The sequence below is a fragment of the Micromonospora aridisoli genome (assembly GCF_056150025.1).
In genome coordinates, this window is the sequence record NZ_JAXCFK010000017.1 from 34,057 (window position 1) to 59,663 (window position 25,607).

A 25,607-nucleotide genomic window follows, 5' to 3' on the forward strand; every position below is an offset into this window, starting at 1 on the left:
GCATGCTGACGGGGTGTGTGCCCTGGCCTCCGGATCTCGCCCGGCGGTACACCGAGCGGGGCTACTGGCGGCCGGAGCCGCTCGGCGCGCGGCTCCGGACCCTGGCCGACGCCGACGCCGACCGGATCGCACTGGTCGAGCCGACCCGCCGGATGACCTACGGGGAACTGGACCGGCGTGCCGACCGGCTGGCCGCGGGCCTGCGCCGGATCGGCCTGTCACCTGGGGACCGGGTCGTGATCCAGCTTCCCAACGTGATCGAGTTCGTGACGCTGTGCCACGCCCTGTTCCGGCTGGGCGCACTCCCGGTCTTCGCGCTGCCCGCCCACCGGGAGAGCGAGCTCACCCACCTCTGCGCCATGAGCGAGGCGACCGCACTGGTGATCCCGGACAACTACCTCGGCTTCGATCACCGCGAACTGGCCCGGCGGGTGACCGGGCCGAAACACGTCTTTGTCGTGGGTGACCCGGCGGAATTCGTGGCCCTCGACGCGATCGACGCCGAGCCCGAGCCGCTACCCGCCCCGGACCCGGCGGAAGTGGCGCTCTTCCTGCTCTCCGGCGGAACGACCGGACTGCCGAAGCTGATTCCCCGCACTCACCAGGACTACGGCTACAACCTACGGATCAGCGCCGAGAACGCCGGCCTGAACGCGGCCGACAGCTATCTGGCGGTGCTGCCGGTCGGACACAACTACGCGCTGGCCTGCCCGGGCGTGCTCGGTACCTTGCACGTCGGCGGTCGGGTGGTGCTCGCGCCGACGCCGAGTGCCGAGGATGTCTTCCCCCTGATCGAGCGGGAGCGGGTGACGGTGACCGCGCTGGTACCGCCACTGGCCCTGCTCTGGCTGGAGATGGCCGGGATCGCCGGGTCGGATCTGTCCAGCCTGCGGCTGGTCCAGGTGGGCGGCGCGAAGTTCGGTGCCGGAGCCGCCCGACGGTTCGGCCCGGCCCTCGGTTGCGTGCTGCAGCAGTCGTTCGGAATGGCCGAGGGGCTGCTCTGCCAGACCGCCCTGGACGATCCACCGGAGACCGTGGCCACCACCCAGGGCCGGCCGCTCTCCCCCGACGACGAGATCCGGGTGGTCGACGCCGCCGGCGCTCCCGTGCCTGACGGTGAGGTCGGGGAGCTGCTCACCCGAGGGCCGTACACCCTGCGCGGCTACTACCGGGCGGAAGAGCACAACGCCACCGCCTTCACCTCGGACGGGTTCTTCCGCACCGGCGACCTGGTCCGGCTGCTGCCCAGCGGGCACCTGGTGGTGGAGGGTCGAGTGAAGGACCAGATCAACCGGGGCGGGGACAAGGTGGCCGCCGACGAGTTGGAGGACCATCTGCTGGCCCACCCGGCCGTGCGGGAGTGCGCCGTGGTCGCCATGCCGGACCCGCTGATCGGCGAGCGGACCTGCGCCTTCGTGGTGCCACGACCACGGGGTACGGCGCCGCCGCGCCTGCCCGAGATGGTGGCGTTCCTGCGGGATCGTGGGCTGGCGGCGTACAAGCTGCCGGACCGGTTGGAGCTGGTCGAGTCGTTTCCGCGTACCGCAGTGGGGAAGGTGGACAAGGGCCGGCTGCGGGAACGGATCCGCGAACTCACCGGCGCGGAGCGCGCCTCCACCAGCATGGAGCGCGACCGATGATCGTGGTAGGCGCAGGTCCGACCGGTCTCACGGCCGCACTGGCGCTGCGGTCGGCAGGCCTGCCGGCCACGGTCCTGGAAGCGGAGCCGGTGGACCGTACCCGACCGGGCAGCCGGGCCCTGTTCCTGCACGGCCGCACGCTGCGGCTGCTCGCAGGGCTCAACCCGGAACTCGCCGAGGAGATCGCCCACCGGGCCGTGGTCTGGCCGACCCGCGAGACGTACTACCGAGGACGATTGGTCTACTCCCGCAGCTACCCGCCGCACTCCCCCGGGCTGCCTCCCTTCGCCAGCCTGCGCCAGGTGGAGACGGAACGCCTGCTCCTGGCGGCCTGCGAGCGGGCCGGGGTCCGGTTCGAGTGGGGCACCGAGGTAACGACGGTCACGACCGGGCCGGAGGAGGTCACACTGGAGACCGCCGACGGTCGGCGGTGGAGCAGCGGGTACGTCGTCGCCGCCGACGGTGCCCGCTCGGCGGTCCGCCGATCGCTCGGGGTGGGGCTGCACGGTCCCCGGCCGCGCGGCTTCCACGTCGTCGTCGACCTGGCCGAGGATCCGGACCGGCCAATGCCGCCGCGCCGGACCTTTCACTACGAACATCCGGCCCTCGCCGGTCGTACCGTGCTCCAGGTGCCCTTCGCCGGCGGCTGGCAGGTCGACCTCCAGTGCCGCGAGACCGACGCCCCGGCGACCTTCGACAGTGTGGAGGCGGCGCGACGCTGGCTGCCCGCGGTGGTGCCGGAGCGGTACCAAGATCTGATCCTGTGGGTCGCCCGGTACCACTTCCATCAGGTGGTGGCGGACCGACTCACCGACGGGCACCATCGGGTGCTGCTCGCGGGGGAGGCGGCGCACCTGTTCCCGCCGTTCGGCGCGCGCGGGATGAACAGCGGGATGGCCGACGCCGTCGCCGCGGCGGAGGCGATCGCTGCGGCGGACGCCGATCCGACGGCGGTGCCCAGGTACGCCGCTCGACGGCACGCGGCGGCCCGCTACAACCGGGACGCGGCCGGGGCCGCGCTGCGCCACCTGCGGCCGGGGCGGGTGATGCGGATCCGGCAGCGGTGCTGCGCCACCCTGGCGCCGGTGGTCCCAGCGCTCGGCCGGTGGCTGGAGACGGCACCCTACGGACCCCGTCAGGGCCCGTCCTCCGAGAGCAAGTACTGAGGCGGTCACCGGGCCGGCGTCGATCCCCACGGAGCCGCGGCATCGGCATCGGCATCGGCATCGGCATCGGCATCGGCATCGGCATCGGAGACACCGCAACATCCTCGACGGGCCGGTGCCGGGGCACCGGCCCTGCGGGCAGCCCGGCCGGCAGCTTGTCCCAGTCGTCGATGGCGTTCGGGTACGCGATGTCGCTCGGACCGCCGATGAAGTGGGCGATCGGTTTGGTCAGTCTCCTGAGCTGGTGATCGTCGGCAACCGGGCGGCAGGCTGCTGCGCGAAGTTGTCGGCCAGCGCACCCGCTTTTCGCCGGGTAACGATCAGCGGCGAGCCGCGTACGCCCGGTCGGCCGGGCCGGATCGACTGCACCCGACGGGGCAGCACTGGTACGACTCCACGTTCTCAACTACTATCGGCCATCGACCCATCACAATGGGTCGATCATCCCGCTGATTCGCGAGTGATTCGGTCTGCTTGGGGGTTGACCAATGCCAGACGTCGCCAGGGTCGCAGCGCGGTCGTACCCGTTCAGCCCTCCCGATCGACTCAACCTCGACCCCCACTACGCGGAGCTACGGCGCAGCGAGCCACTCATCCGGGTACGGTTGCCGTTCGGCGAGGAGGCATGGCTCGCCACCCGGTACGCGGACGTGCGGACCGTCCTCGGTGACGCGAGATTCAGTCGGGCCGCCAGCGTGGGTCGGGACGAGCCGCGGCTCACCCCGAGACAGATCGAGGGCGGCATCCTGTCCATGGATCCGCCGGAGCACACCCGGCTGCGGCGGCTGGTCGCCAAGGCGTTCACCGCCCGCCGGGTCGAGCAACTCCGGCCCCGGACCCGGCAGATCGCTGACGAACTGATCGACGCCATGATGACGGCCGGGCCGCCGGCCGACCTGGTCGAGCATTTCGCCACCCCGCTGCCGATCCAGGTGATCTGTGAGTTGCTCGGGGTGCCCTTCGCCGACCGGCAGCTCTTCCACGTCTGGTCGGAGGCGATCGTCTCGACCACCTCGCTGTCACCGGAGCAGATCCACGAGTACCTCGACAACCTGTACGGGTACATCGGCGAACTCGTCCAGCAGCGGCGCCGGGAGCCCACCGACGACCTGATCTGCGCCATGGTGCGGGCGCGCGACGAGCACCAGGAGCGGTTCACCGAACAGGAGGTCGTGCAGCTCGCCGCCGGGCTACTCGCCGCCGGCCACGAAACCACAGTCACTCAGCTACCCAACTTCGCGTACGTCCTGCTCACCCATCCGGATCAGCTGGCCTGGCTGCGCGCCGAACCGGACCGGGTGCCGACCGCGATCGAGGAACTGATGCGCTACGTCCCGCTCGGGGTGGCGTCCGCGTTCGCTCGGTACGCCACCGAGGACATCGAGGTCGGCGGGGTGCTGGTGCGGGCTGGCGAACCAGTGATCGGCTCGCTCTCCTCGGCGAACCGGGACGAGTCCGTCTTCGCCGATCCCGACCGTCTCGACCTTGGCCGCGAGACCAACCCGCACATCGGCTTCGGACACGGTGTGCACCACTGCCTGGGTGCCCAGCTCGCCCGGATGGAGTTGCAGGTCGGGATCGGCACCCTTGTCGCCCGGCTGCCCGAGCTGCGGATCGCCGTGCCCGAGGCGGAACTGACCTGGAAGAGCGGGATGATCGTCCGAGGTCTGGCCCGGATGCCGGTGGCCTGGTGAGCGCCGACTGGCTGATCGAGGTCGACGCACAGCGCTGCATCGGCTCGGGTGGCTGCGTCGGCATGGCACCGGCCCACTTTCGGATGGAGTCGGGGGTGGCCACCCCGATCGCAGCGGCCGTCGAGCCGACCGAGATGGTGATCGACGCCGCGGAGTCGTGCCCGGTCGAGGCGATCGCGGTACGCGACAACGATGGCACCCTGATCGCTCCGGCCTGACCCGACAGACCCCCGGCACGGATCGCATGACGATCTCGACCACCACAACGTGAAACCGGGTGGGCCCGGCACCATGCCGAGCCCACCACCCGGGTCACCCCGACATCTCACCCGCGCGGCGGCCCCGGTGTCGGCGGGTCACACCGCGATCTTCTCCGCGAGCCGGCCTGGATGGGGCCGTGGCTGGCATCGCACCGCTTCGCCGTGCTCGGCATCCGGACCCAACAGCCGGGACGATTTCGGCACGGCCCGTCCAAACTGGCCGGCGTGCGTGCGGCGCTCGCCTTACGGGAGCCGACCCTTGACGGGAACGTTACGTGTTTGATTGACGGTCGTCATCGATGTGTCTAGTGTTTGTATAAATAGCCATCGATGGAGGTGCCATGAGACGAATCAGGGCAGCGCTGGCTGGAGTGGCCAGCTTCCTGCTCCTCACCGTGGGTTTTGTCGCCCTGTCTCCACCGGCGTCCGCCGCGTCGCTGGTCGAGGTGACCAACTTCGGCAACAACCCGGGCGGCATGCGGATGCACATATACGTGCCGGACAACCGGCCCGCCAATCCGGCGATAGTGGTAGCAATGCACGGCTGCGGCGGATCGGGGCCGGGCTTCTACTCGGGCAGCGAGTTCGCCTCGCTGTCGAACCAGTACGGGTTCATCGTGATCTACCCGAGCGCCATGCAGGAGGCCGGGTTCGGCAAGTGTTTCGACACCTGGTCGGACGCGTCCAAGCGTCGTGGTGGCGGCAGCGACCCGGTCTCCATCGAGTCGATGGTGAACTACGCCCGTACGCAGCACGGCGGTGACATCAACCGGGTCTACGCCACCGGTAGTTCCTCCGGCGGCATGATGACCCAGCACATGCTCGCGGTCTACCCCGACCTGTTCAAGGCGGGTGCATCCTTCATGGGCGTGCCCTTCAACTGTTTCGCCAACGCGGCCGCCTACCCGCCCGGCGGTTCCTGCACCAACGGCACGATGAACCGGACTCCCCAGCAGTGGGGTGATCTGGTTCGGGCGGCGTACCCCGGCTACACCGGCCCTCGCCCGCCGATCCAACTGTGGCACGGCACCAACGACACCCTCGTGCCCTACTCCCTGCTGCAGGAGTCGGTCGAGCAGTGGACCAACGTACACGGGCTGAGCCAGACCCCGACGTCCACCGACACCCCGCAGCCCAACTGGAACCGCCGCCGCTTCGGCACCCAGGTCGAGGCATACGCCATCCAGGGTGCCGGGCACAGCCTGCCGTCGAGCGGCATGGCGCGGGTCGCCATCCAGTTCTTCGGCTTGGACCGCTCGACCTCACCTACCACTCCGCCGCCCACCGGTACGCCGACGCCGACGCCCACCACCACCCCGACCACGCCGCCGTCCGGCTCCGCCAGCCAGATCGTCGGTCAGCAGTCGGGCCGGTGCATCGACGTACCCAACGCCTCCCGCAACAACGGCACCCGGGTCCAGCTCTACGACTGCCACGGACAGACCAACCAGGCCTGGACCTACACTGCCAACCGGCAACTACAGGTCTACGGCAACATGTGCCTCGACGCGGCAGGCTCCGGAAACGGTGCCGCAGTCCAGATCTACAGCTGCCACAACCAGACCAACCAGCAGTGGAACGTCAACTCCAACGGCACCATCAGCAATGTCCAGTCCGGACGCTGCCTCGACGCCTGGAGCACCAGCAACGGCGCCCAAATCCAGCTCTACGACTGCCACGGGCAGACCAACCAGCAGTTCCGGCTCGCCCGTCTCGCATGACGATCTCGACCAGCACAACGTGAAAGCGGGTGGGCCCGGCACCACGCCGAGCCCACCCGAAGGCGGCTACCTGGCGGGTTGGGCAGTACGACGCCCCCGGCGCCGACGGTCGGCACACGAGAGCCGTACTCCTGCCATGCCGGTCACTTCGTGCAGAGCGCGGCGTCGACGAGGGCGGCCCGGTCGGCGGCGACAGAGCCGTCCGTGACCGACCCGTTGAGCGAGGTGACCACGACGGTCGCCGCGCGACCGTCGTCGGTGGCGCCGTTGACGGTCGAGTAGCCGGGGATGTCACCGCCGTGGCCCCACGCCACCCCGCCGCAACTCAACGGGGTGCGGAAGAGACCGAGCCCGTACCCCACGCCCGATCCCGGCTGCAGCGCGACGGTGGTCCGCATCTCGGCCAGCTGCGCAGGTTTGATCAGTTTGCCAGCCAGGAGGGCCAGCAGGAACGTGTTGAGATCGGCCGGAGTGGAGACCAGTTGGCCGGCGGCCCATCCCCAGCTCGGGTCCATCCGGGTGAAGTCGAGCAGTTCGCCGGTGGCTTCATCGAGTTGGTAACCCTTGGGATGCCTGCCGCGGATACCTTCCTCACCGATCCCGGGCGCGTAGGTGTCGCGCAGACCTATCCGCTCGATGACCCGGGTGGTGACCAGCTCGTTGAACGGCCGGCCGGTGACCCGTTGGGCGATCAGGCCGGCCAGCAGGTAATTGGTGTTGCTGTAGGCCCAGTCGCCGGCCGGCCGGCCTGCCCTGGCGTTGGCCATGTCGAGCAGGTCCCGGGGCTCGAAGTAGATGTGCTGGTACGGCGGGATGTCTCGCACGCCCTGGAACATCGCCTCGGTGTAGTCGGGCAGGCCGCTGGTGTGCTGCAGCAGTTGGCGGACCGTGATCGCATCTGCGTTCACACCGGGGCTGCGCACCAGACCCGGCAGGTACGTTTCGACCGACTCGTCGAGATCCACTGTGCCTTCGTCGACGAGCTGCAGCACGACGACGGAGGCGAACATCTTGCTGGCGCTGCCGATGCGTACCCGGCCGTTCTTCGGCACCTTCGCGCCGGTGCGCAGGTCGCCGACCCCGGCCGTGTAGTGCCGGGTCCGGCCGCGGCGGTCCCGGACGGCGGCCAGCGCCCCCGGGTGCCGATCGGTACCGACGAGCTTCTCGATGCGTTGCCCGATGGCGTCGGGACGGGTCTCGGCCCAGGCGGTGCCGGCCGGGCCGGCGGCCGTGAGACCGCCCGCCGCGATCACGGCGGTCGTCGCCATGGCGACGACCCGGCGACGCGACCGGGTGGGCCGGCGGAGTCGAGTGAGGTGAGTGGGCATGGCAGGCAGCTCCTTCTGGGTACGGATAGCCGGGCCGCCGCCCGGGCCGGGTGCGCCAGTCGTTCCGGCACGGGCGGCGGGTCACCCCGTCAGTGGCGGTTCGGGCGAAGGGATCGGGTCAGTTGACCGGGGACGGCTACCTGCCGGCGCACAGGGCGGCGTCGAACGCGTCCAGGACCTGGAAGACGCCGTCGTTGACCGCAGCGGTCACCACGATGGTCACGGCGCGTCCATCGGAGGTGATGGCGGAACGGCTGGAGTATCCGTCGATGTCACCGCCGTGCCCCCAAGCGCGACCACCGCAGGAGAGGTCGTACCCGGTGAGGCCGAGACCGTAGTGCCACACCAGGTCCGGGAAGGCCTCGCCACCGGGTAGGAAGGCCTTGCTGTCGCGCATCTCGGCCAGGGTCGCCGGCGAGATCAGCTTCCCGTTCTGCAGCGCCACCAGGAACTTGTTGAGGTCACTCGGGGTGGAGATCATCTGTCCGGCCGCCCAGGCGATGGAGGGGTCCACCTGGGTGGTGTCGACCCACTTCATCGTCTCCGGGTCCGGCAGGTAGCCCTTCGCGTGCGGCTGGCGGATGGTCTTGTCACCGACACCCGGCCAGTACGTCTCGTGCAGCCCGACCGGCTTCAGGATCTTGTTGGTGATCACTTCGCTGATCGGGCGACCGGTGACCTTCTGCACCAGCAGACCGGCCACGATGTAATTGGCGTTGCGGTACTGCACCTGCCCACCGGGGGCCGGGGCGTGCGCCTCGTGGGCGAACGCCGAGTCGAGCATGTCACGCGGCTCGTAGTACCTCTCGCCCCACACGGAGACATCCGGCAGGTCGTACTCCGGCAGGCCGCTGGTCATGCTCAGCAGGTGGCGGACCGTGATGGTGCGTCCGTCGAATCCCTTGCCACGGACCAGCCCCGGGAGGTACGTCTCGATCGGCTCGTCCAGCCGCACCTTGCCCTCCTCGACGAGCTGCAGGACGGCGACAGAGGTGTACATCTTGGTGTTGCTCGCCATCCGTACGTACCCGTCGGTGGGCACCTTCGCCTTGGTACGCGGGTCGTTGACGCCGGCGGTGTAGTTGGTGACGCGGCCCTTGCTGTCCCGTACCGAGACCAGCGCCCCGGGGGCGACGCCGGCCTTGACCAGCGCGTCCAGGCTGCTCTGGATGGTGTCCTTCTTCGGGCGGTGGGCCTGCGCGGCGTCGGCGTACTGGATGCCGATGCCGGCGAACCCGACCAGCGCCACGAGCGCCAGCGCGGCGGCGCTGCGGCGACCGGCCCTGAACCGCTTGCGCGGCGTCACGGTGACGTTGCCCATAGCGGTGGCGGTGCTGTCGCCCCAGCCGGACTCGTCGGTGCGTTGCGGTGACACGGAACCTCCTGGTGAGTGTTCGGACCGGGCGCCATGGGCGCCGATCCACGGAGCCGACGACGATTCGTCGGAGCCTGCGGTGGACTGCCCGGCGGTCACTCCTTGACACCGATGCTGTGCACCGGCGGCGTACGAAGGAGCGCGCTGACGGGGGCGACGGTGGTGACCAGCGCGAGCAGCGTGGTACCGCCGATGATCGAGATCCAGCCGAGCGGCGGGACGTACGGGATCAGGTGCCCGGTCATCGTCCGGACCACTGAGACCAACGTGACGGCGGCGATGGCGCCACCGATGAGCAGCGATGTGCCGAGCAGGCCGGCCTGTTCGGCGTGCACCATCCGCTTGACCTGACGGGTCGTGACGCCGACCAGGCGCAGCAGGGCCAGCTCGCGGCCCCGGGCCAGCGCTGCCATGATCATGGTGTTGGCGGCGGCGAGGGCGGCGTAGCCGACCATGACGCCGATGAGCAGCTTGTTCAGCCAGGCGCTGAGCGCCAGGTCGGTGGCGAGCTGGGCACCGATGACCCCGGTGTCGGTCAGGCCGCTGCCCGGGTACCGCTCGACCAGGCCGGCGAGCCCGGCGGCGGCCTCGGCGTCGCCCGGTTCGGTGCTGATCAGGACCTGGTCGTCGAGGTTGGTGGGGGTGTGGCCGTCGGCCGTCTCCCGGTGGAGAGTCACGTCCCCGAAGGCGAGCCCGCGTTCGTAGACGGCGACCAGCCGCAACGACACCGGGGTGCCGTCACCGAGCCAGAACTCGACCTGGTCGCCGAGATCCGCCCCCTGTGTGGAAGCCTGCAGGGTCGACATTGCCACGGCGTCGCCACGCAGGTCAGCGAGGCTGCCCTCGGCGACCGACAGGTCCAGGACACGGTCGGCCCCGTCGGGGTCGATCACCTGGGCGGCGACGGGTTCGACGCCCCCCATCACCGGGACGATCACCGAGGTACGCCGGATTCCGGTGGCGGCGACGACGCCGGGCACCTGGCGGGCGTCCGCCACGGCGGTAGCCGGTAGCCCGACCGCCGACACCAGCGCGTGCTGGGCCAGCATTCCGTCGCGGGTCTGGGCGATGCTTTCCCGCTCCAGGTTGTCCTGGAGGAACCAGATCGAACCACCGAAGCCGACCGACAGCACCAGCGCGGTCAGTACGGTCGCCATGCCGCGAGCGTTCGCCCGCAGGTTGGCCGCCGCCAGGTATCCACTGTCGCCCCACACGGCACGCAGCACCGGGCCGAGTACCTGCGCGGCGTACCGGTTGATCCACGGCGCGAGCAGCGCGGCGGCGAGCACGAAGACGAACAGCATGCCCAGCGCCGCGCCGAGCGCTGCTTCGCCACGGAGGGCCGTACCGAACATGGTCAGCGTGACCCCGCCGCCGAGCGCGATCAGACCGGCGACGAACCGGACGCGGCTGCTGCGGGCCGGCTCCACGGCGACCTCGCCGAGCGCCTCGGTCGGGCGGATCTTCACCGTACGGCGGGCCGCGATCAGCCCCGCCGTCACCGCCACCAGCACCGTCGCCGCGCTGACCGCCACCGCGGAGAGCACCCCGCCGGCGAGCGGGAAGCCGTCGGGGATGAAGCCTCTGGTCATGAGCTGTCCGTGCACCCAGTCGGTCACCCACAGCCCGGCTGGGACGCCGAGCACGGCTGAGACGATGCTCAACTGCGCGACCTCGGCGACGATCATCAGCCGTACCTGGCCCGGGGTCGCCGCGACGGCACGCAACAGGGCCAGGTCGCGGCGGCGGTGGCGGACCGCCAGGCCGATCGTTCCGGCGACGACGAACATCACGAGCCCGGCGACGTAGCCGCCGAAGACGGCACCGAGCTGGATCAGCATGGTGGCCGCCGCGAGCGCCTCGGACTGTTCGAGCTTTCCGCGTTCGTCGCCGGTGTGGACGGTCGCGCCGGACTCGGCGGCCAGCCGGCCGACCTCGCCCGTCACGGCGGCGGAGTCCGCGTCCGGGGCCAGGACGATCCCGATCAGTCCGGCCCGGTCCGGGCTGCCGCTGAGCGCCGCGGCGTGGTCGTCGGTGAAGAAGAGCGCGGACGGGGTGTCACCGGCGGCGGTACGGTCCACGATGCCGCTGATCCGGTACTGGCGCTCCGATCCGGCGGCGAGGACCGGGATCTGGTCGCCGGGCCGCAGTTGGGCACCGGCCGCCGTGGCGAGCCGGGTGTCGATGGCGACCTCGTCGGTGGTGTCCGGCCGGTTGCCGTCGACGATCCGGTACGGGGTGAGCGCGGCGCTGCTCCAACCGTGCCCGACCGCCTCCTGTGCCGTGTCCTGGATCGGTACGACCGCCTGGATCGAGCGGTCGGCGGCGGCGACCGCCACGCCGGGCAGTTGCCCGATGCGGTCGGCCAGGTCGACCGGCACGCTTCCGCCGGTGGGCAGGTCCACGGTGACCGTGGCCGTCTCACCGAACTCGGTGGTCTCGATGGTCATGTCGCGGTCCGCGACCAGGATGTCGGCGGCGGCGTACCGCTGCGGTGCGGGTGTGAACCGCATCCCCGACTCGACCAGCACGCCCATCGACATGAGGATCATGACGCCGCAGGTGAGCGCGACGAGGGTGGCGACCGCGCTGCCGATCCGGTGGCGCAGCATCCGGAGGGCGAGCATCAGCATGGCTCAGCTCTCCTGGGTGACGAGCTGGCGGCGGCCGAGCCACGCCAACTGCTCGGCGATCTGCTCCGCACCCGGCTGGGGCATGTCCCGCACGATCCGGCCGTCGGCCAGGACCATCACCCGGTCGGCGTACGAGGCCGCCACCGGATCGTGGGTCACCATGATCACCGTCTGCTGCGACTCGTCCACCACCGACCGCAGCAGGGCCAGCACGTCAGCGGCGGTCTGGGTGTCCAGCGCGCCGGTCGGCTCGTCACAGAAGATCACCTCGGGGCGCATCGCCAGTGCCCGGGCGATCGCCACCCGCTGCTGCTGCCCGCCGGACAACTCGGCCGGGCGATGGTGCAGCCGGTCGCCGAGCCCGACCCGGTCCACCACCTGGCGCAGCCAGGTCACGTCGGGGCGTGCCCCGGACAGCCGCAGCGGCAGGTGGATGTTCTCCTCGACGTTCAGCGCGCCGATCAGGTTGAACGCCTGGAAGACGAAGCCGATCCGGCTGCGCCGCAGCTTGGTCAGCTTCGTCTCCGACAGCCGCGACAGCTCCTGGTCACCGATCCACACCTGCCCGGAGGAGGGCCGGTCCAGGCCGGCCGTGGTCTGCAGCAGGGTGCTCTTGCCGGAGCCGGACGGCCCCATCACCGCAGTGAACGTGCCGCGGTGGAACTCCGCGTCGACGCCGGCGAGCGCGGTGACCGCTTGCGGTCCGGAACCATAGGTACGGGCGAGCTGTATCACGCGGACCGCCGGGTCGGCGGGGCGTCCAACGCGGACGGACATCTGGACCAACCTCTCCATGTCGTCTGAGGACGATGACATGGAAAACGCTATGGTCAGACGGGTTGTCGGACGATCTAGCGTACTGGCCAACCGGGGTACAGCAGGCTGTACCAATCGCGCGGCGCTGGGCTCACCGACTGCGGCGCTGGGCGTCCTCGAGGTAGCGCAGCACCGCCGTCACCCGCCGGTCGGCGCGGTCGTCCGGGGCGAGACCGAGCTTGGCGAAGATGCTGCGGATGTGCTTGTGCACGGCCCCGTCGGTGACGAACAGCCGCTGCGCGATCGCCCCGTTGCCAAGCCCTTCGGCCATCAGGGCGAGCACGTCACGTTCCCGGGCGCTGAGCCGACTCAGGGTGCTGTCGGGACGGCTGCGGGCGAACAGCTGCCCGACCACCTCCGGGTCGATCGCCGTACCGCCGTCGGCGACCCGGTGCAGCGCGGCGAGGAACTCCTCGACCCGGCCGACCCGCTCCTTGAGCAGGTAGCCGAGCCGGACCGCGCCGCCGGCGAGCAGGTCGGTGGCGAACGCCTGCTCGACGTACGCCGACAGGACCAGCACCGCGAGGTCGGGTCGACGACGCCGGGCCTCGACAGCGGCCACGATGCCCTCGTCGGTGTGGGTGGGCGGCATCCGGACGTCGACGATCGCGACGTCCGGCCGGAACTCGTCCACGGCGGCCAGGAAGGTCGTCGGTGAGTCGGTGGTGGCGACCACGTCGAGCCCCTCGGCCCGCAGCAGCAGCGACAGACCCTCCCGAAGCAGAGCGTCGTCCTCGGCGATCACGATCCGCACGGCAGCTCCACGAGTAGTGTCGTCGGCCCACCACGTGGGCTGGTCAGAGTGAAGCGGCCGTCGTGGGCTTCCACCCGCCGCCGGATGCCGCCGATGCCCGAGCCGCGGCCCTCGTCGGCACCGCCCCGGCCGTCGTCGACGACCGACACGTGCAGCCGGTCGGCGTGGCGTCGCACCGTGACCGACGCCGAGGCGGCACCGCTGTGCCGGGCGACGTTGGTCAGCGCCTCCGCGACCACGAAGTACGCCGTCGCCTCGACCGACGCGGCGCATCGGCCGGGGACGTCGACCCGCACCGTGCACGGCAACCCGCAGCCGGCGGCCAGACCGTCGAGCGCGGCGGCGAGCCCACGGTCGTCGAGCACCGGGGGCAGAATCCCGCGTACGACGCTGCGAAGCTCCGCCAGCGCCAGTTCAGCCGAGTCGTGCGCGCGGTCCAGAATCTCCACCGCCCGCGCCGGATCCCGGAGCATCGCCCGCCGCGCCGCACCCAGCAGTACGGTGACCGCGACCAGCCGGTTCTGTGCCCCGTCGTGCAGGGACCGCTCGATGCGGCGCAGCTCGACGGCGTGCGCGTCCAGCGCGGCCGCCCGGGTCGCGGTCAGCTCGGCGATCCGCAGCGACATGTCGACGTCGCGCGGTGGGGCCAGCAACCGCCGCCCCGGCAGCGCCTGCAGCCCGGCCATCGGCGGGTTGAGCGCCACGGTCGCGGCGAGCCAGCCGACCCCGATCAGCCCCACCACCAGCGCGTCGGGCAATCCATCGATCCGCCACACGACGAACCCCGGGCCGCCCGCCTCCGGCGGCAGCATCCAGTAGTAGAGCGGGAACAACAGGCTCTGCACGGCGGAGATGGGTAGGGACAGCCCCAGCACACCCAGCCCGAACCCGACGGTGCCGTGGATGCCCACAAACGCGCACTCGCGCCGAAACCATGGGTCGCGCAGGACGTCGCGCAGGCTGGTGGGGACCGCCGGCGGCAGGGGCAGGTCGCGGTCCCATCGCGACAGTCGGGCCCGCTCCCGGTTGGCGGCGAGCCGGACCGCCTTCGCCGCCGACGGGACCATCGCCAGGCCGATGCCGACCACGCTGGCGAGCGCCACCAGGACCAGGAGCAGTACGGCCGCCAGCGCCAGGATCGACGTGCCGAGGCCGCCGACGAGGTGTTCGATGGCGTCGACAGACATTCGTAGGCGGCGTCGCAGGTATCGCCGCGCCGCCCGCCAAAGCTGCGGGCCCAGTTGTCCCGCAGCGACCGATGCGCCAGCGGCGTCCCTGCACGGCATCCCGTACCTCCCGGCAGAGACGATAGCGACGCAAGGTCGGCTCCGACGTGCCGCGGCCCAGAAAGTACAGCCTGCTGTACCAGTCCTGTGGGTGCCGGAAATCTCGTCCGGCAAACTCGTCGAACGGCACGAACCCAGCCAGAGGCCCGCGCCCTAGGACTGCCCGACATCCACCTTGAGTGTTGCAGCTGACGCATGGGTCAGGGTTTACGGTCGCGCTCCACCGACCGAGCAAGGAGCGTTACGTGCCTCCACTGCCTTCCGTCCATCGTCAGGTTCAGTTGCTCACGACTCCGGACGGCCTGCCGCGCCCGGAAGACTTCAGCATCGTTGAGGTCCCGGTGCCACCCCACGCGCCCGGCGAAGTCCTGGTCCGCAATCGTGCCTTCCTGGTCTCCGCGGCCCTGCTCCGGACCCTCATCGGCGCGGCCGCGGCGGGACTGCCCGGTCCGCGCCCCGGCGATCCGTTGCCCGGCGCCGCGATCGGCGAGGTCGTCGCCGCCCCCTACTCCAGCGGCCTGCGTCCGGGCGAGTTGGTCGGGCACGACCTTGGCTGGCGCGAGTACGCGGTCGTCCCGGCCGACCGGTGCCGTCGCCTCGGAGACTCGCTACCGGATCCGCTGGCCCACCTGTCTCAGGGCTGGACCGCGTACGCGGCGCTGACCCGCACCGCCGCCGTTCGTACCGGCGACACGGTGCTCATCACCGGCGCCGCCGGCGCCGTCGGTTCCCTCGCCGGCCAGATCGCCCGTCGTCTCGGCGCGGCCAGAGTCATCGGTACCACCGGCTCACCGGCAAAGGCCCGCGTCCTGACCACCGAACTCGGCTACGACGCGGTCATCGTACGCGGAGCGGAACCGATCGCCACGCAGCTCGCCAACGCCGCTCCGGACGGTATCGACGTGGCGCTCGACACCGTCGGCGGCGAACAACTTCAGGCGGCGGTGCAAGCCGCCCGGCCCCACGCCCGCATCGTTCTGATCGGCGCGCTGTCGGCGCAACTCGCCGCCAAGGGCACCGGCACGACCGCGACGCTGGAACTGGACCTCGTGCCCATCGTGCTCAAGCGAATCAGCATGCGCGGGTTCAACGCCGCGGACCACCCCGACGCGCTCGCCGAATGGACGCAGCGGTTCGGCGCCTGGCTACACACCGGCGACATCCGGTTTCCGCATTCCCGCATCCATGGAATCGACCGGGCCGCCCAAGCGTTCCAGGAGGTCGTCGAGGGACGGCATGTCGGCGCCGTCCTCGTAGAGCTCTGACAGTCGGGAGGCGCGATGCGTATCGGTGATGCCGCAGCGGCAGCGGGAACCACACCGCGGGCGCTTCGCTTCTACGAACAGCGAGGACTGCTGCCGCCACCGATACGCACCCGCACCGGGCAACGGACCTACAGCAATGCCGACGTGGCCCGAGTGAAGATCATCCGTGAGTTGCTGTCGCTCGGCCTGACCGTTGACGACATCGCCACGCTCAGCGCCCACCTTCATCTGCTCGACGGCGACACTCTGCCCGAACACACCGTGCCCGACCGCATCCGGCTGCCGCAGGCGAGTGAAATGTTCCGCCGCCGGTTGGAGGTCATCGACGAGCAAATCACCCGGCTGACCCGACTGCGGCAACTGCTGTCCGTCTGCCACGCTCAGTTGGCCGAGAAAGCGCCACCCGCGACGGCAGACCCCCATTGACCCGCCCTCCCTGCGCCGATGTGAGACAGCCCGCCTACCAGGGGAGTCGCTTCCTGGACGGTCGCGAGGAGAAATCACCAGCATGACGCCGAAGTTCGGTGAGAGCCCGGATCTGCCCGCCTTCATCACGAGAATGCCCGCCTTTCAGGATCCGGTTCAGGGTCGGCGCGCCAAACCATGATCAAGCCCAGCCGGAGGCGGCAACCACGCACCGGACAGGGCCGGACGCGAAGGATGCTCGTCGCACCAGCACTACGCCCCTGTGGCGGCTGTCTTGGCGGCCTCGATTGCCGAGTTGAAGTCGGGGTTGGCCCCGAGTTGAGCGAGCAGCACATTCGCTGCGTTGTAACAGTCGAACCTTTCGATTTTTCCGTCACGGAGATGCCAGAGATCCGCCGTCGGTACGTCGATCCGGTTGCCGGTCGGCGGGATTTCGCCGACCGGGGTAGGGAACCCGCCGAGATGCGTTCCCTGAATGCGGAGTTTGACGGCAACGACATCACCGAGCGCATGCACTTCGAGTAGCTCGCGGTGGACGTCGGGAAAGACGCTGGCGAAGCCAGTCAGCGCCTGAGGAATCTGGTCCCCGCGGAAGGTTAGCGAGTTCGGCACGTCGTTGAAGGTCCCGTCCTGGGTGAACAAGGCGCGAAAACCGTGTCCATCGAGGACGTTGCCTTCCGACAGCCGGTATGCCTCGCGAACAACCTCTTCGTTACTCTTCACTTCTGCTCTTCCTTGATCTTGGTTGATACGCCACATGTCGGGCAGGAGTCAAGTGATGACGCCGTCGCTTAGGTCGACGACGCCTCCGTCGTGGTTTCAGTGATGCGCGCTCGGTCAAGCTAGCAGGTTTTTGACCGTACGGTCAATAACGTAGGCTTGCTCACATGCCCCGTCCCCGCAAGTTCCTCGAGAGCGAAGTCGTCAGCAGCGCTAGTGAGGTGTTCGCCGTGCACGGCCTTGCCGCTGCGACGCTGGACGACCTCGTACGGGCGACCGGCCTAGGGAAGCAGAGCTTGTACAACGCGTTCGGCGGGAAGCGGGAATTGTTTTTCCGGGCGCTCTCTGAGGATCGGGACGAGGCGACGCGCGCTGTCTCGGAAGCGCTCGGACACGATGACGCTTCGCCGCTGGAACGCATTCGTGGTCACATGCTCATGATGGCGATCGAGTTCAGTAGCAGTGATCGGCGGGTCTCGCTCACCACGCGTGCGCTGGTCGAATCGACCGGCGCGGAGGATCCGCTTTCGACGGCCGCGAAGGACGGCATCGAACAGCTCGCCGGCGTCTATGCTCAATGCCTGGAACATGCGCGGGAGAGCAGGGACATACCGGAGGACGCGAACGTGCAATCGCTGGCCGTCTACTTCGTCGCCGTCACTCGGGGGATGGAGTTGCTCGGCCGCGCCGGTGTCGGCCGCGCCGTTCTCACCGCAGTCGCACTCGACGCACTTCGCGTGCTGCACGGTCAGCGGATGGACGAGGCCGATAATGGCCCGTCGGTGCGGGAATGACTGCCATCTGGCCGCTGCCAAGGCGAACTCGGGACGATAGCCTGACCGAGATCGAGGAAAGCCGTGATCATCCGGCGGCGGCTTCCTGACGCGAACCCCGCTGCCTTCCTGCCAACCTCGCCGGGCCGCTGAGCAACCTGCAGGACAGGTCAGCAACGAACTCCCGTCCTGGGCGTCGTTCGTGCTCGACTGCTGTCCTACCGGGAGCTTCGGCCTATCTGGAGTAACGACACGCCGCTGCGCACCTGCTCACGCCCCCTTCATCACGATGAAAATGGCTTATCGGTGCCGTACCGGGCAACCATGGTTCGGACGGCCTCGTCCACAACCGCGGTCGTGCGGGCAGGTGTCACCGTCCAGTCCGGGAGCAGAAGGCTCGGCCAGAAGAGGTAGTTGGAGATCATCCCGAGGAATTGCGTAGCGGCCATCTCCGGGTCAGCGATGTCGGCGGCTCCCGCGTCGCACTCGGTCATGAGGTAGCCCCGGACGGACTCGAAGTACGGCAATTTGCCCTGTGAGAAATGCGCCTTGGCCAGTTCCGGAAAGCGCGGCAGTTCGGCGATGACGATACGAAACAGGCTGGTCATCGCCGGCTGGCTCATCAGCGTCGCGTAGCGCTGTCCGAGGACCGTCAGGCCGGCCTTCAGGTCGCCGGCGGGCGGCACGTCGGCGACGTCGTTCTCGGCCCACGAGTCGATGACGATGGCATCGAACAACGCTGCCTTCGTCGGGAACTGCTTGAACAGCGTCGCTTTCGAAACGCCAGCACTGTCGGCAACACGCGCTAGTGATGCCCGGTCGTAGCCCAACTCGAGGAAAAGTTCGGTAGCGGCCCGCACGATGAGCGCACGCTTCTCCTGCGCCACGCGCTGGTGGTAGGCCGACGGCGCTGGGGTCATGCGCCCATCATAGCGAGGTGAGTGGGTTGACTCACCACTCGGAGTGGGCGTAGCGTCGGCATGGTGAGTCACCCGGCTCACCACCCGCTCCTGCGGGCTGTCGTTCACCGCTCGGTACTCGGAGGATCAGATGCCCCGCTTCGCCAATCAGACCGTACTCGTGACCGGCGGCACCGGCGGGCAGGGCGCCAGCCACGTTCGTGCCTTGCACAGCGAGGGCGCCAACGTCGTCATCGGGGACATCGATGCCGAGCGCGGCGTCGACCTCGCCGCCGAGCTGGGAGGTGCGGCGCTTTTCGTCCACCTCGACGTCTCCCAGGAGGAGTCGTGGGCCGCCGCCATCGCGGAGACCGAGAAGGTCTTCGGTGCGCTCACGATCCTGGTCAACAACGCCGGGGTGCAGAACCCGCCGGCCCTCATCGAGTCAACGGAACGGGCTACGTGGGCCCGCATCCTCGACATCAACCTCACCGGCACTTTCCTCGGCATCAAGGCAGCCGCCCCGGCGCTGCGGCGCGCGGGGGGAGGAGCAATCGTCAACATCGCCTCCACCATGGGCATCGGCGGTACTGCTTTCTATGCGCCCTATGTCGCCAGCAAGTGGGCGGTCCGAGGGCTCACTCGGACCGCTGCCCTTGAGTTGGGCCGCGACAACATCCGCGTCAATGCCATCCACCCCGGCGTTGTCGCCACCCCGTTCATCACCGAGCCGGCGGCCGGCAGCGACGCCCCGATCGCCGACTTCTACTCGCCCGAGCCGTTCGCTGTCCCGCGGCTCGGGCAGCCCGCCGACATCACTGCGCTGCTGTTGTTTCTCATCTCGCCCCACGCGGCCTTCATCACCGGCGCCGAGTATGTCATCGACGGCGGATTGCTCCTCGGTCCCGCTCTACAGAAGGAAACCGCATGAACCCCGCCGACCTGCATGGCGGACGCCGCACGCTCGACCCGCTGGCACAACTGCCGCACGAGATCAGGCGCGCCATCGAGATCACACCCGCAGCCGGAAGAAGCCGCAGGTCAAGCAGTCATCACATGACGTACGTTCACGGAACGTGATGACACCCGAGTGGCACCCACCGTCCACAGCGGGCAAACAACAAGAAGGGGCCGTCCCGCGTTTCCGCTGGGCAGGCCCTCATGATCTTGCGCCCGAAGGGATTCCGCCCAGCTCGCCGCGTGGCGTGGGCAGAGCAACCTGGACCTGACCGTGGCGGTGAGTGTGGTGCCGGCCCAGCTGTACGACCTGGCATTCGTCACCACGGTGCGCGATTGCCTGGCGGAGACCGCACACCGCCAGACCGGCTCATCCTCGAGATCGCTCAGGACCAGGCGACCGACCTCGAACGCGCCGGCGAGGCAATTACCGAACTGGCGGCCATCGGGGTGCGCATCGCTCCGGACGACTTCGTCGTAACCCATGCGACGCTGGCAGGGCTGTTTGCCTTCCCGGTGCATCAGAACAAGATCGGCCGCGCCATCGCCCTCGACGAATCCGGCAACGGCCGCACCATGGTGCAGATTCTCGCCCTCGCCGCCCAGATGCTCGGCTACGAGCTGGTCGCCGCCGGGGTGGAGGCAGACGACCCTGTCGAGGCCATCCGCGAGGCCGGATTCCGAACCTCCCAGGGATCCCGCTACGCCGATCCGATGCCCGCCGCCGAGATGGTGACCTGGCTCGCGGAGCGGAGGGCGGTCGGCGCCGAGAGGTGACCCCGGCGTCGATGAGCACCGTCTTCACCCGCGACCCGTTACGGGAATTCCCGCCGTCTTTACCAGCGGGATCGCTGGCAACGTCCGCAACGGGTTCCGAGACACCGCTGAGCGCCGGACCCAGGAAAAAATCCGGGACGGGGCCTGGGTCCCCGTCCCGGACTCGTCCGTGCCGCCGCGGCTCACTGTTGCAGCACGGGCTCCTCGTGGTCGACGAGGGAGTGTCGCCCGCTCGGCGGCGACGCCGGCGGACGCGACAGCCGGCTCGGCCACCACATTCGCCGGCCGATCAGCAGGGTGAGGGCGGGCACCAGGACCGACCGCACGAGCAGGGCGTCGAGCAGCACGCCGAAGGCCACCAGGAACCCGACCTCGACCAGCATCACCAGCGGCAGGGAGACGAGGACCGCGAACGTGGCGGCCAGGACCAGGCCCGCCGAGGTGATGACGCCACCGGTGGCGGAGAGGGCTTTGAGCATGCCGTCTCTGGTGCCGAGACGTACGGTCTCCTCCCGGGCTCGGCTGGCCAGGAAGATGTTGTAGTCGATGCCGAGCGCCACGAGGAACAGGAAGGCCAGCAGCGGCACGGAAGAGTCGATGCCTTTGAACCCGAGGATGGTCTCGAAGACGAACACGCTGCCGCCGAAGGCCGCGGCGAAGGAGACGACCACGGTGGCCATCAGGACCAGCGGGGCCACGATCGCGCGCAGCAGCAGCCCGAGGACGATCAGGACGACGACGAGCACCAGTGGGATCACCAGCTTCTCGTCGCGGCTGGTGGTGACTTCGGTGTCCAGGTTCTCCGCGCTCGGCCCGCCGACGATCGCCTCCGCCCCGTTGACCGCGTGCACGGCGGTGCGCACCCGCTTGATCGTGTCGTACTCGGCGGGGGTGTCCGGCGCGTCGGTCGGGAACACGGAGATGTCTGTCCAGCCTCCGACGGTCTGGCCCGGTTCGGCCTGCGCCACGCCGGGAGTGCGCTTGACGACGTCGAGAATCTGTTGCTGGTACGCCGGCCGCGTGTAGATGGTCATCGGCTGGCCGCCGAGCTCCGGGAAGTTCTGGCGCAGAACGGTGAAGCCGGTGACCGACTCCGGCGGGGACAGGAACTGGTCCTGCTCCCGCAGGGCGCCGGTGTTGCCCGTCAGCCCGACGCAGAGCACGCCGAGGATGCCGAGCGAGCTGAGCGTCGCCACCCAGCGGCGGCGGTTGATGGCGGTGCCGAGCCGTCCCCACAGCCCCGGCTTGGCCTGCACGGCCGTGCTGAACCGCGGGATGACCGGCCAGAAGATCCGCCGGCCGAGGACCACGAGCACCGCTGGGAACAGCGTCAGCATGGCTACCAGCGCGCACAGGATGCCGGCCGCACCGACCGGGCCCAGCCCGCTGGTGCTGTTCAGGTCCGCGGCGAGCAGGCAGAGCAGACCCGCGACCACGGTGGCCGCGGACGCGATGATGGCCGGCGCCGCGCCGCGCAGCGCGTGGACCATCGCCACCCGGACGTTCTCGTGATGATGCAGCGTCTCCCGATATCGGGCGATGAGCAACAACGCGTAGTCGGTGCCGACGCCGAAGACCAGGATCGTCAGCAGCGCCGAGGTCTGGTTGTCGACCACGATGCCGAAGTTCTTGACGAGCAGGTAGACGGTCGCCATCGAGGTCAGCGCGGCCGCGCCCACGGCCACCAGCGGGATCAACCACAACACCGGGCTGCGGTAGGTGAGGATGAGCAGGATCGTGACGACGATGACGGTGGTGAGGAAGACCTGCTCGTCGATGCCGTCGAAGACGGCGTCCAGGTCGCCGTCGATCGCGGCCGGGCCGGTCACCTCGAGTTCCAGGCCGGCGGGGCGTTCCTTCGCGGCGTCACGCAACGGGCCGACGAGTTCCTCCGGCGGGCCGTAGGCCGTGCTCAGGTCGAGGGTGAACATCATTGCCTTGCCGTTGGTGGACGGCCTGATCGGGGGACCGTCGTCATCCTCTTCGCCGGACGTCGCCGTCTTCGGCGGGTACCGCTTGGCAAGGGTGTTGTAGTGGCGTTCGACCGTGGCGCGGTCGGCGTAGGTCAAGCCGCCGGCGCGGTGGTACACGAAGACGAACGTGTTGTCCTCCGCGCCGGGAAGACTCTCCTCCAGCACCGCCACCTTGGTGGACTCGGCGCTTGCCGGCAGGGCGTCCACGGCTTTGTCGGTGGTGACCGAGCTCAATTTTCCGCTCAACGGCACCATGACCGCCGCCAGGGCCACCCACAAGCCGATTACCAACCACGGCACCCACCGGCTGGCCAGCCGACCGGGCGGCGCGTCCTTGGTCGGCGCTACGTTGACTGCCATCGATCCTCCTACGCAGGCGTTACATTGCTTGTCCGAGGCCGACTTCGTACCGAGTGAGTCTGAGACGATCATTAATGTGGTGCTCAGGCCGGTGCTCCGAGCCAGGTGCCCGACACGGGCCAACAGTGACGTCGAGATCACGCTCGGTGGGCGCGTCTTGGGCAACACAGCCGTTGGCAGGATGAGCAAGGCGTCGACGTCGACCAGGTCCGTGCGGGCGGTGACGGTGTTGACCCGTGCGGTCCACGCGGCCGCGCCCCCGCGTGGTTGACAAGGCTCAGCAGGAGCGCACGCCCCTTGGTCGGCGTGTCTGTTGCCATCGGCGGGTGGAGTTCTCGGTCTCGTGAAGTCCTAGAGAAACTCCATGATCACCTTGGACCCGGGCGGCCAGGCAGGCGTAGAAGTCCACCACGCTGACGCGTGCGCCGGGCACCTGGCTCGGACAACCGACCTGATCACATTAACGTTCGTCTCAGATTCACTAGGTACGAAGTCGGCGTCAGACAAGCGAGGTAACCCGTCGACAGGAGGCTAGTGATGGCAGTGGATGCAGCGCCGTCGGGGAAAGCGCCGCCCGGGCGATTGAGGTTCGGGGCGTCCACCATGGCTCTGCCGACGGCGTACCCGGTCGCCGCCTGCGGTTCGCACCCCCACAACAGTGCGGGGCCCGCCGCGACCGGCCCGCACAGCCCGCACGCGAGCGAGCGGTTCCTCGACCCCGGGCAGGACGCGAAGACCCCTGCTCCCGGCCGGCAGCGCTTCGGCGGGACCGGCGCCGAGGTCGCAGAGAGGGACCCGGCTCGGGTGGAGACCTGGGCGACGAAGGCTCGATCTGAAGCATCTCGCAGACGGATGCCGTACGGACACCACGCCACACAAACCCCTGAAGGGAGACTGACATGAAGCCCATGGGACGCCGCAGCTTCCTGGCCGCCGCCACGGCACTCGGCATCGGCGCCGGCGTGTCCACGCATGCCATTGTCTCGGCAGCGAGCGACAACAAGACTCCGGACCAGGCTCCGGACCAGAACGCGGACAAGACCGCGGAAATTTACCAGCGAGACCGGGACCTGCCCTTCATCGGCACGGAGGAGACATTTTCGACTCCCACGTTGTTGAAGCTGAACTCCATCAATGACGAGCATATAGCATTCCTTGAGGAAATTGGCCTTTCGGATCTAGGCCAACGCCGCATCGACGATATGGACGCGGGGGGACTCAACGTTCAAATCCTCTCTGCTCATACGCCGTCCGTACAAAATGTCCCTGGGCAAAGGGGCATCGACCTTGCCTATCGTCTTAACCGGCAGCTTGTAGACGGGCCAATCGCCAAATATCCAGGCCGCTTCAAGGCTTTCGCCACCTTGCCCTTGCAGAGCCCGGAGGCGGCGGCGGACGAACTGGAACGCTCGGTTCGGGAGGATGGCTTCTTGGGCGCACTGACCAACGGGCATATCACGAAGAAGTACCTCGATCATCCCGATTTCGAGCCTGTGCTGGCACGTGCCGTTGCTCTCGATGTGCCGATCTACCTACATCCCGGCTATCCAGCTGACGAGATCTTCGAGATCCTTTACAGCACCACACGTTCTGAATACACGAAGGAATTCCAACCCTACATTTTCAGTGGGTCTGGGTATGGCTGGCACCAGGAGGTGCTGACCCAATGCATTCGGATGATCACGTACGGGGTTTTTGACAGATTCCCCAAACTCAAGATCATCATCGGTCACATGGGCGAAGGTCTTCCCTTTTACTACGAGCGGATCGCCAATGACATGGGCGAGCCGACAGAAAACTCGCTTAAGAAGCCCTTCGAGCAATACTTCCAGGACAACTTCTGGGTCACAACCAGCGCATTCCCGCAGACCGAACTGCTCAATCTCCTGCTGAAGTACATAAGCGTGGACCGAGTGATGTTCGCAACCGACTACCCGTTCGCGGACATAAAGGCGCAGACCGACTGGTTCCGCGGAGTCGACTTGCCACGCGAAGACAAGGAAAAGATTGCGTTCCGAAATGCAGAGAAACTGTTCAGAATGAAAGTGCCCGTGAAGTGACGCGCCGGCGTCGGCAGCAGTAGCGACTCTCCTGAGATCCCCAGCGTGCCGACCCGCCTGGTCAAGACAGCGCGGTTCGCGAGGGTCCGCTGCGGAGCCCCGTAGCCGACCCTCGCCCCGCCCACGTCACCGCGACAACGACCACGTCATCGCCTGGCCACACCCAGACGCCGTCAGTGGCGAGCACAGCATTGCCACCGACGGCGAAGAGCGAACCCAGTGCCGTTGCAGCATCGGGCGTTCTGCCACACGGCTTGGAAGCGGGTCGGCTCGTTGGCCTTGCCGTCGACATCGACCTGGCCCAGGACCGTCCCGGTGTGCTGATCGAGCACAGCGAGCAGATGCACCTGGGAGCCGGCCGGGCCGCTGCCTCGCAAGGTCTTTGCCGTCCACGCTGTACACACGCCGGGCCGAGCTCGGCACCGGCCGGAACGCAAGAGCCCACCGCCAACCGTGTCGTCCAGGGCGTCGGCGTCGACACCGGCCAGGACGCGCCGGTTTGTCGACTCGTCCGGCACCCGGAACCGGCCGGTGCACGGATCTCTGAAACACCCAGTTCAGCGAGGACTTGTTGCGGTGCGTCAGCAGCCCATTCCGCGACCGCCGCCGCGGAGCGGGCACCGGTCAGCACCGCCGCGATCGCGGTGGCCAAGACTGCGAACAGCGCATGAACGACACCGCGGCGGTCGCGCCGGTCCGGTACTGCCGCCAACCCGGTGACCAG

The 25,607-nt window shown here is 68.9% G+C and carries 23 protein-coding genes; 12 read left to right on the forward strand and 11 right to left on the reverse strand.

The features are described from left to right. The first annotated feature begins 2 nt into the window (after positions 1–2). Together SM447_RS26760 and SM447_RS26765 are read left to right on the forward strand one after the other, a co-directional pair. Positions 3–1,640, forward strand: a complete 1,638-nt coding sequence (locus SM447_RS26760) for a (2,3-dihydroxybenzoyl)adenylate synthase (protein WP_474575647.1) — start codon at positions 3–5, stop codon at positions 1,638–1,640. Further along, a complete protein-coding gene (locus SM447_RS26765) occupies positions 1,637–2,806 on the forward strand; it encodes an FAD-dependent oxidoreductase (protein ID WP_474575648.1) in 1,170 nt (389 codons plus the stop codon). The genes SM447_RS26760 and SM447_RS26765 overlap by 4 nt, the downstream gene beginning before the upstream one ends. Before the next feature lie 228 nt (positions 2,807–3,034). Here SM447_RS26765 and SM447_RS26770 read toward each other — a convergent pair whose 3' ends face one another. Further along, the gene (locus SM447_RS26770) at positions 3,035–3,190 is read right to left on the reverse strand and encodes a hypothetical protein (RefSeq protein ID WP_474575649.1); all 156 of its coding nucleotides are present in this window, start codon (positions 3,188–3,190) and stop codon (positions 3,035–3,037) included. 104 nt (positions 3,191–3,294) lie between these two features. On the opposite strand from SM447_RS26770, the gene SM447_RS26775 reads away from it, so the two are divergent. The 3 genes from SM447_RS26775 (at position 3,295) to SM447_RS26785 (ending at position 6,481) form a co-directional block, all read left to right on the forward strand. Next, positions 3,295–4,500, forward strand: a complete 1,206-nt coding sequence (locus SM447_RS26775; protein ID WP_474575650.1) for a cytochrome P450 — start codon at positions 3,295–3,297, stop codon at positions 4,498–4,500. Continuing rightward, positions 4,497–4,718, forward strand: coding sequence for a ferredoxin (locus tag SM447_RS26780; protein ID WP_474575651.1), 222 nt, complete (start codon positions 4,497–4,499; stop codon positions 4,716–4,718). Before SM447_RS26775 ends, SM447_RS26780 begins: the two co-directional genes overlap by 4 nt. A gap of 383 nt (positions 4,719–5,101) precedes the next feature. After that, positions 5,102–6,481 (forward strand): extracellular catalytic domain type 1 short-chain-length polyhydroxyalkanoate depolymerase, encoded by a 1,380-nt coding sequence (locus tag SM447_RS26785; protein WP_474575652.1) that lies wholly within the window; start codon positions 5,102–5,104, stop codon positions 6,479–6,481. Between the two features lie 143 nt (positions 6,482–6,624). Here SM447_RS26785 and SM447_RS26790 read toward each other — a convergent pair whose 3' ends face one another. The 6 genes from SM447_RS26790 to SM447_RS26815 all read right to left on the reverse strand — a co-directional run bounded on the left by SM447_RS26790 (position 6,625) and on the right by SM447_RS26815 (position 14,574). Beyond that, on the reverse strand, positions 6,625–7,809 hold the full coding sequence (locus SM447_RS26790; RefSeq protein WP_474575653.1) for a serine hydrolase domain-containing protein: 1,185 nt from the start codon (positions 7,807–7,809) through the stop codon (positions 6,625–6,627). A gap of 136 nt (positions 7,810–7,945) precedes the next feature. Beyond that, positions 7,946–9,130, reverse strand: a complete 1,185-nt coding sequence (locus SM447_RS26795) for a serine hydrolase domain-containing protein (RefSeq protein ID WP_474575695.1) — start codon at positions 9,128–9,130, stop codon at positions 7,946–7,948. Positions 9,131–9,279: 149 nt separating this feature from the next. Continuing rightward, complete coding sequence (locus tag SM447_RS26800; RefSeq protein ID WP_474575654.1) at positions 9,280–11,817, reverse strand: ABC transporter permease; 2,538 nt, start codon at positions 11,815–11,817, stop codon at positions 9,280–9,282. 3 nt (positions 11,818–11,820) lie between these two features. Continuing rightward, on the reverse strand, positions 11,821–12,594 hold the full coding sequence (locus SM447_RS26805; RefSeq protein ID WP_474575655.1) for an ABC transporter ATP-binding protein: 774 nt from the start codon (positions 12,592–12,594) through the stop codon (positions 11,821–11,823). A 130-nt stretch (positions 12,595–12,724) separates the two neighbouring features. After that, on the reverse strand, positions 12,725–13,387 hold the full coding sequence (locus SM447_RS26810) for a response regulator transcription factor (RefSeq protein ID WP_357590166.1): 663 nt from the start codon (positions 13,385–13,387) through the stop codon (positions 12,725–12,727). Then, positions 13,375–14,574 (reverse strand): sensor histidine kinase, encoded by a 1,200-nt coding sequence (locus SM447_RS26815; RefSeq protein WP_474575656.1) that lies wholly within the window; start codon positions 14,572–14,574, stop codon positions 13,375–13,377. The genes SM447_RS26810 and SM447_RS26815 overlap by 13 nt, the downstream gene beginning before the upstream one ends. Positions 14,575–14,918: 344 nt before the next feature. Here SM447_RS26815 and SM447_RS26820 point away from each other — a divergent pair, with 344 nt between their 5' ends. Next, positions 14,919–15,938: an MDR family NADP-dependent oxidoreductase gene (locus SM447_RS26820; RefSeq protein ID WP_474575657.1), complete on the forward strand. Its 1,020-nt coding sequence runs from the start codon at positions 14,919–14,921 to the stop codon at positions 15,936–15,938. 15 nt (positions 15,939–15,953) lie between these two features. After that, complete coding sequence (locus tag SM447_RS26825) at positions 15,954–16,364, forward strand: MerR family transcriptional regulator (protein ID WP_474575658.1); 411 nt, start codon at positions 15,954–15,956, stop codon at positions 16,362–16,364. A gap of 252 nt (positions 16,365–16,616) precedes the next feature. Here the strand turns inward: SM447_RS26825 and SM447_RS26830 are convergent, their stop codons facing one another. After that, entirely contained in the window at positions 16,617–17,087 is a 471-nt protein-coding gene (locus SM447_RS26830) for an ester cyclase (RefSeq protein ID WP_474575659.1), read from the reverse strand. Positions 17,088–17,251: 164 nt separating this feature from the next. On the opposite strand from SM447_RS26830, the gene SM447_RS26835 reads away from it, so the two are divergent. Beyond that, on the forward strand, positions 17,252–17,878 hold the full coding sequence (locus SM447_RS26835; RefSeq protein WP_474575660.1) for a TetR/AcrR family transcriptional regulator: 627 nt from the start codon (positions 17,252–17,254) through the stop codon (positions 17,876–17,878). Between the two features lie 263 nt (positions 17,879–18,141). Here the strand turns inward: SM447_RS26835 and SM447_RS26840 are convergent, their stop codons facing one another. Continuing rightward, complete coding sequence (locus tag SM447_RS26840; protein WP_474575661.1) at positions 18,142–18,777, reverse strand: TetR/AcrR family transcriptional regulator; 636 nt, start codon at positions 18,775–18,777, stop codon at positions 18,142–18,144. Positions 18,778–18,907: 130 nt separating this feature from the next. Here SM447_RS26840 and SM447_RS26845 point away from each other — a divergent pair, with 130 nt between their 5' ends. From SM447_RS26845 to SM447_RS26855, 3 genes are all read left to right on the forward strand, one after another. Continuing rightward, on the forward strand, positions 18,908–19,687 hold the full coding sequence (locus SM447_RS26845) for an SDR family NAD(P)-dependent oxidoreductase (RefSeq protein ID WP_474575662.1): 780 nt from the start codon (positions 18,908–18,910) through the stop codon (positions 19,685–19,687). Then, entirely contained in the window at positions 19,684–19,836 is a 153-nt protein-coding gene (locus SM447_RS26850; protein WP_474575663.1) for a hypothetical protein, read from the forward strand. The genes SM447_RS26845 and SM447_RS26850 overlap by 4 nt, the downstream gene beginning before the upstream one ends. Positions 19,837–20,049: 213 nt before the next feature. After that, positions 20,050–20,490 (forward strand): EAL domain-containing protein, encoded by a 441-nt coding sequence (locus tag SM447_RS26855; RefSeq protein ID WP_474575664.1) that lies wholly within the window; start codon positions 20,050–20,052, stop codon positions 20,488–20,490. Between the two features lie 182 nt (positions 20,491–20,672). Here the strand turns inward: SM447_RS26855 and SM447_RS26860 are convergent, their stop codons facing one another. Beyond that, on the reverse strand, positions 20,673–22,823 hold the full coding sequence (locus tag SM447_RS26860) for an MMPL family transporter (protein WP_474575665.1): 2,151 nt from the start codon (positions 22,821–22,823) through the stop codon (positions 20,673–20,675). 899 nt (positions 22,824–23,722) lie between these two features. Between SM447_RS26860 and SM447_RS26865 the strand changes: the two genes are divergently transcribed. Continuing rightward, positions 23,723–24,883, forward strand: coding sequence for an amidohydrolase family protein (locus tag SM447_RS26865; protein ID WP_474575666.1), 1,161 nt, complete (start codon positions 23,723–23,725; stop codon positions 24,881–24,883). A 61-nt stretch (positions 24,884–24,944) separates the two neighbouring features. On the opposite strand, the gene SM447_RS26870 is transcribed toward SM447_RS26865, so the two are convergent. Beyond that, positions 24,945–25,595 carry a transposase family protein gene (locus SM447_RS26870; RefSeq protein ID WP_474575667.1) on the reverse strand — a complete coding sequence of 217 codons (651 nt, stop codon included), beginning with the start codon at positions 25,593–25,595 and terminating at the stop codon, positions 24,945–24,947. Positions 25,596–25,607: the final 12 nt, after the last annotated feature.

What these genes read in the sequence shown, in the direction of transcription:
- SM447_RS26805 (WP_474575655.1), bottom strand. Translation starts at nt 12,594, where the DNA reads ATGTCCGTCCGCGTTGGACGCCCCGCCGACCCGGCGGTCCGCGTGATA.
- SM447_RS26865 (WP_474575666.1), top strand. Translation starts at nt 23,723, where the DNA reads ATGAAGCCCATGGGACGCCGCAGCTTCCTGGCCGCCGCCACGGCACTC.
- SM447_RS26815 (WP_474575656.1), bottom strand. Translation starts at nt 14,574, where the DNA reads ATGTCTGTCGACGCCATCGAACACCTCGTCGGCGGCCTCGGCACGTCG.
- SM447_RS26795 (WP_474575695.1), bottom strand. Translation starts at nt 9,130, where the DNA reads ATGGGCAACGTCACCGTGACGCCGCGCAAGCGGTTCAGGGCCGGTCGC.
- SM447_RS26765 (WP_474575648.1), top strand. Translation starts at nt 1,637, where the DNA reads ATGATCGTGGTAGGCGCAGGTCCGACCGGTCTCACGGCCGCACTGGCG.
- SM447_RS26835 (WP_474575660.1), top strand. Translation starts at nt 17,252, where the DNA reads ATGCCCCGTCCCCGCAAGTTCCTCGAGAGCGAAGTCGTCAGCAGCGCT.
- SM447_RS26860 (WP_474575665.1), bottom strand. Translation starts at nt 22,823, where the DNA reads ATGGCAGTCAACGTAGCGCCGACCAAGGACGCGCCGCCCGGTCGGCTG.
- SM447_RS26840 (WP_474575661.1), bottom strand. Translation starts at nt 18,777, where the DNA reads ATGACCCCAGCGCCGTCGGCCTACCACCAGCGCGTGGCGCAGGAGAAG.
- SM447_RS26850 (WP_474575663.1), top strand. Translation starts at nt 19,684, where the DNA reads ATGAACCCCGCCGACCTGCATGGCGGACGCCGCACGCTCGACCCGCTG.
- SM447_RS26760 (WP_474575647.1), top strand. Translation starts at nt 3, where the DNA reads ATGCTGACGGGGTGTGTGCCCTGGCCTCCGGATCTCGCCCGGCGGTAC.
- SM447_RS26785 (WP_474575652.1), top strand. Translation starts at nt 5,102, where the DNA reads ATGAGACGAATCAGGGCAGCGCTGGCTGGAGTGGCCAGCTTCCTGCTC.
- SM447_RS26825 (WP_474575658.1), top strand. Translation starts at nt 15,954, where the DNA reads ATGCGTATCGGTGATGCCGCAGCGGCAGCGGGAACCACACCGCGGGCG.
- SM447_RS26845 (WP_474575662.1), top strand. Translation starts at nt 18,908, where the DNA reads ATGCCCCGCTTCGCCAATCAGACCGTACTCGTGACCGGCGGCACCGGC.
- SM447_RS26790 (WP_474575653.1), bottom strand. Translation starts at nt 7,809, where the DNA reads ATGCCCACTCACCTCACTCGACTCCGCCGGCCCACCCGGTCGCGTCGC.
- SM447_RS26775 (WP_474575650.1), top strand. Translation starts at nt 3,295, where the DNA reads ATGCCAGACGTCGCCAGGGTCGCAGCGCGGTCGTACCCGTTCAGCCCT.
- SM447_RS26800 (WP_474575654.1), bottom strand. Translation starts at nt 11,817, where the DNA reads ATGCTGATGCTCGCCCTCCGGATGCTGCGCCACCGGATCGGCAGCGCG.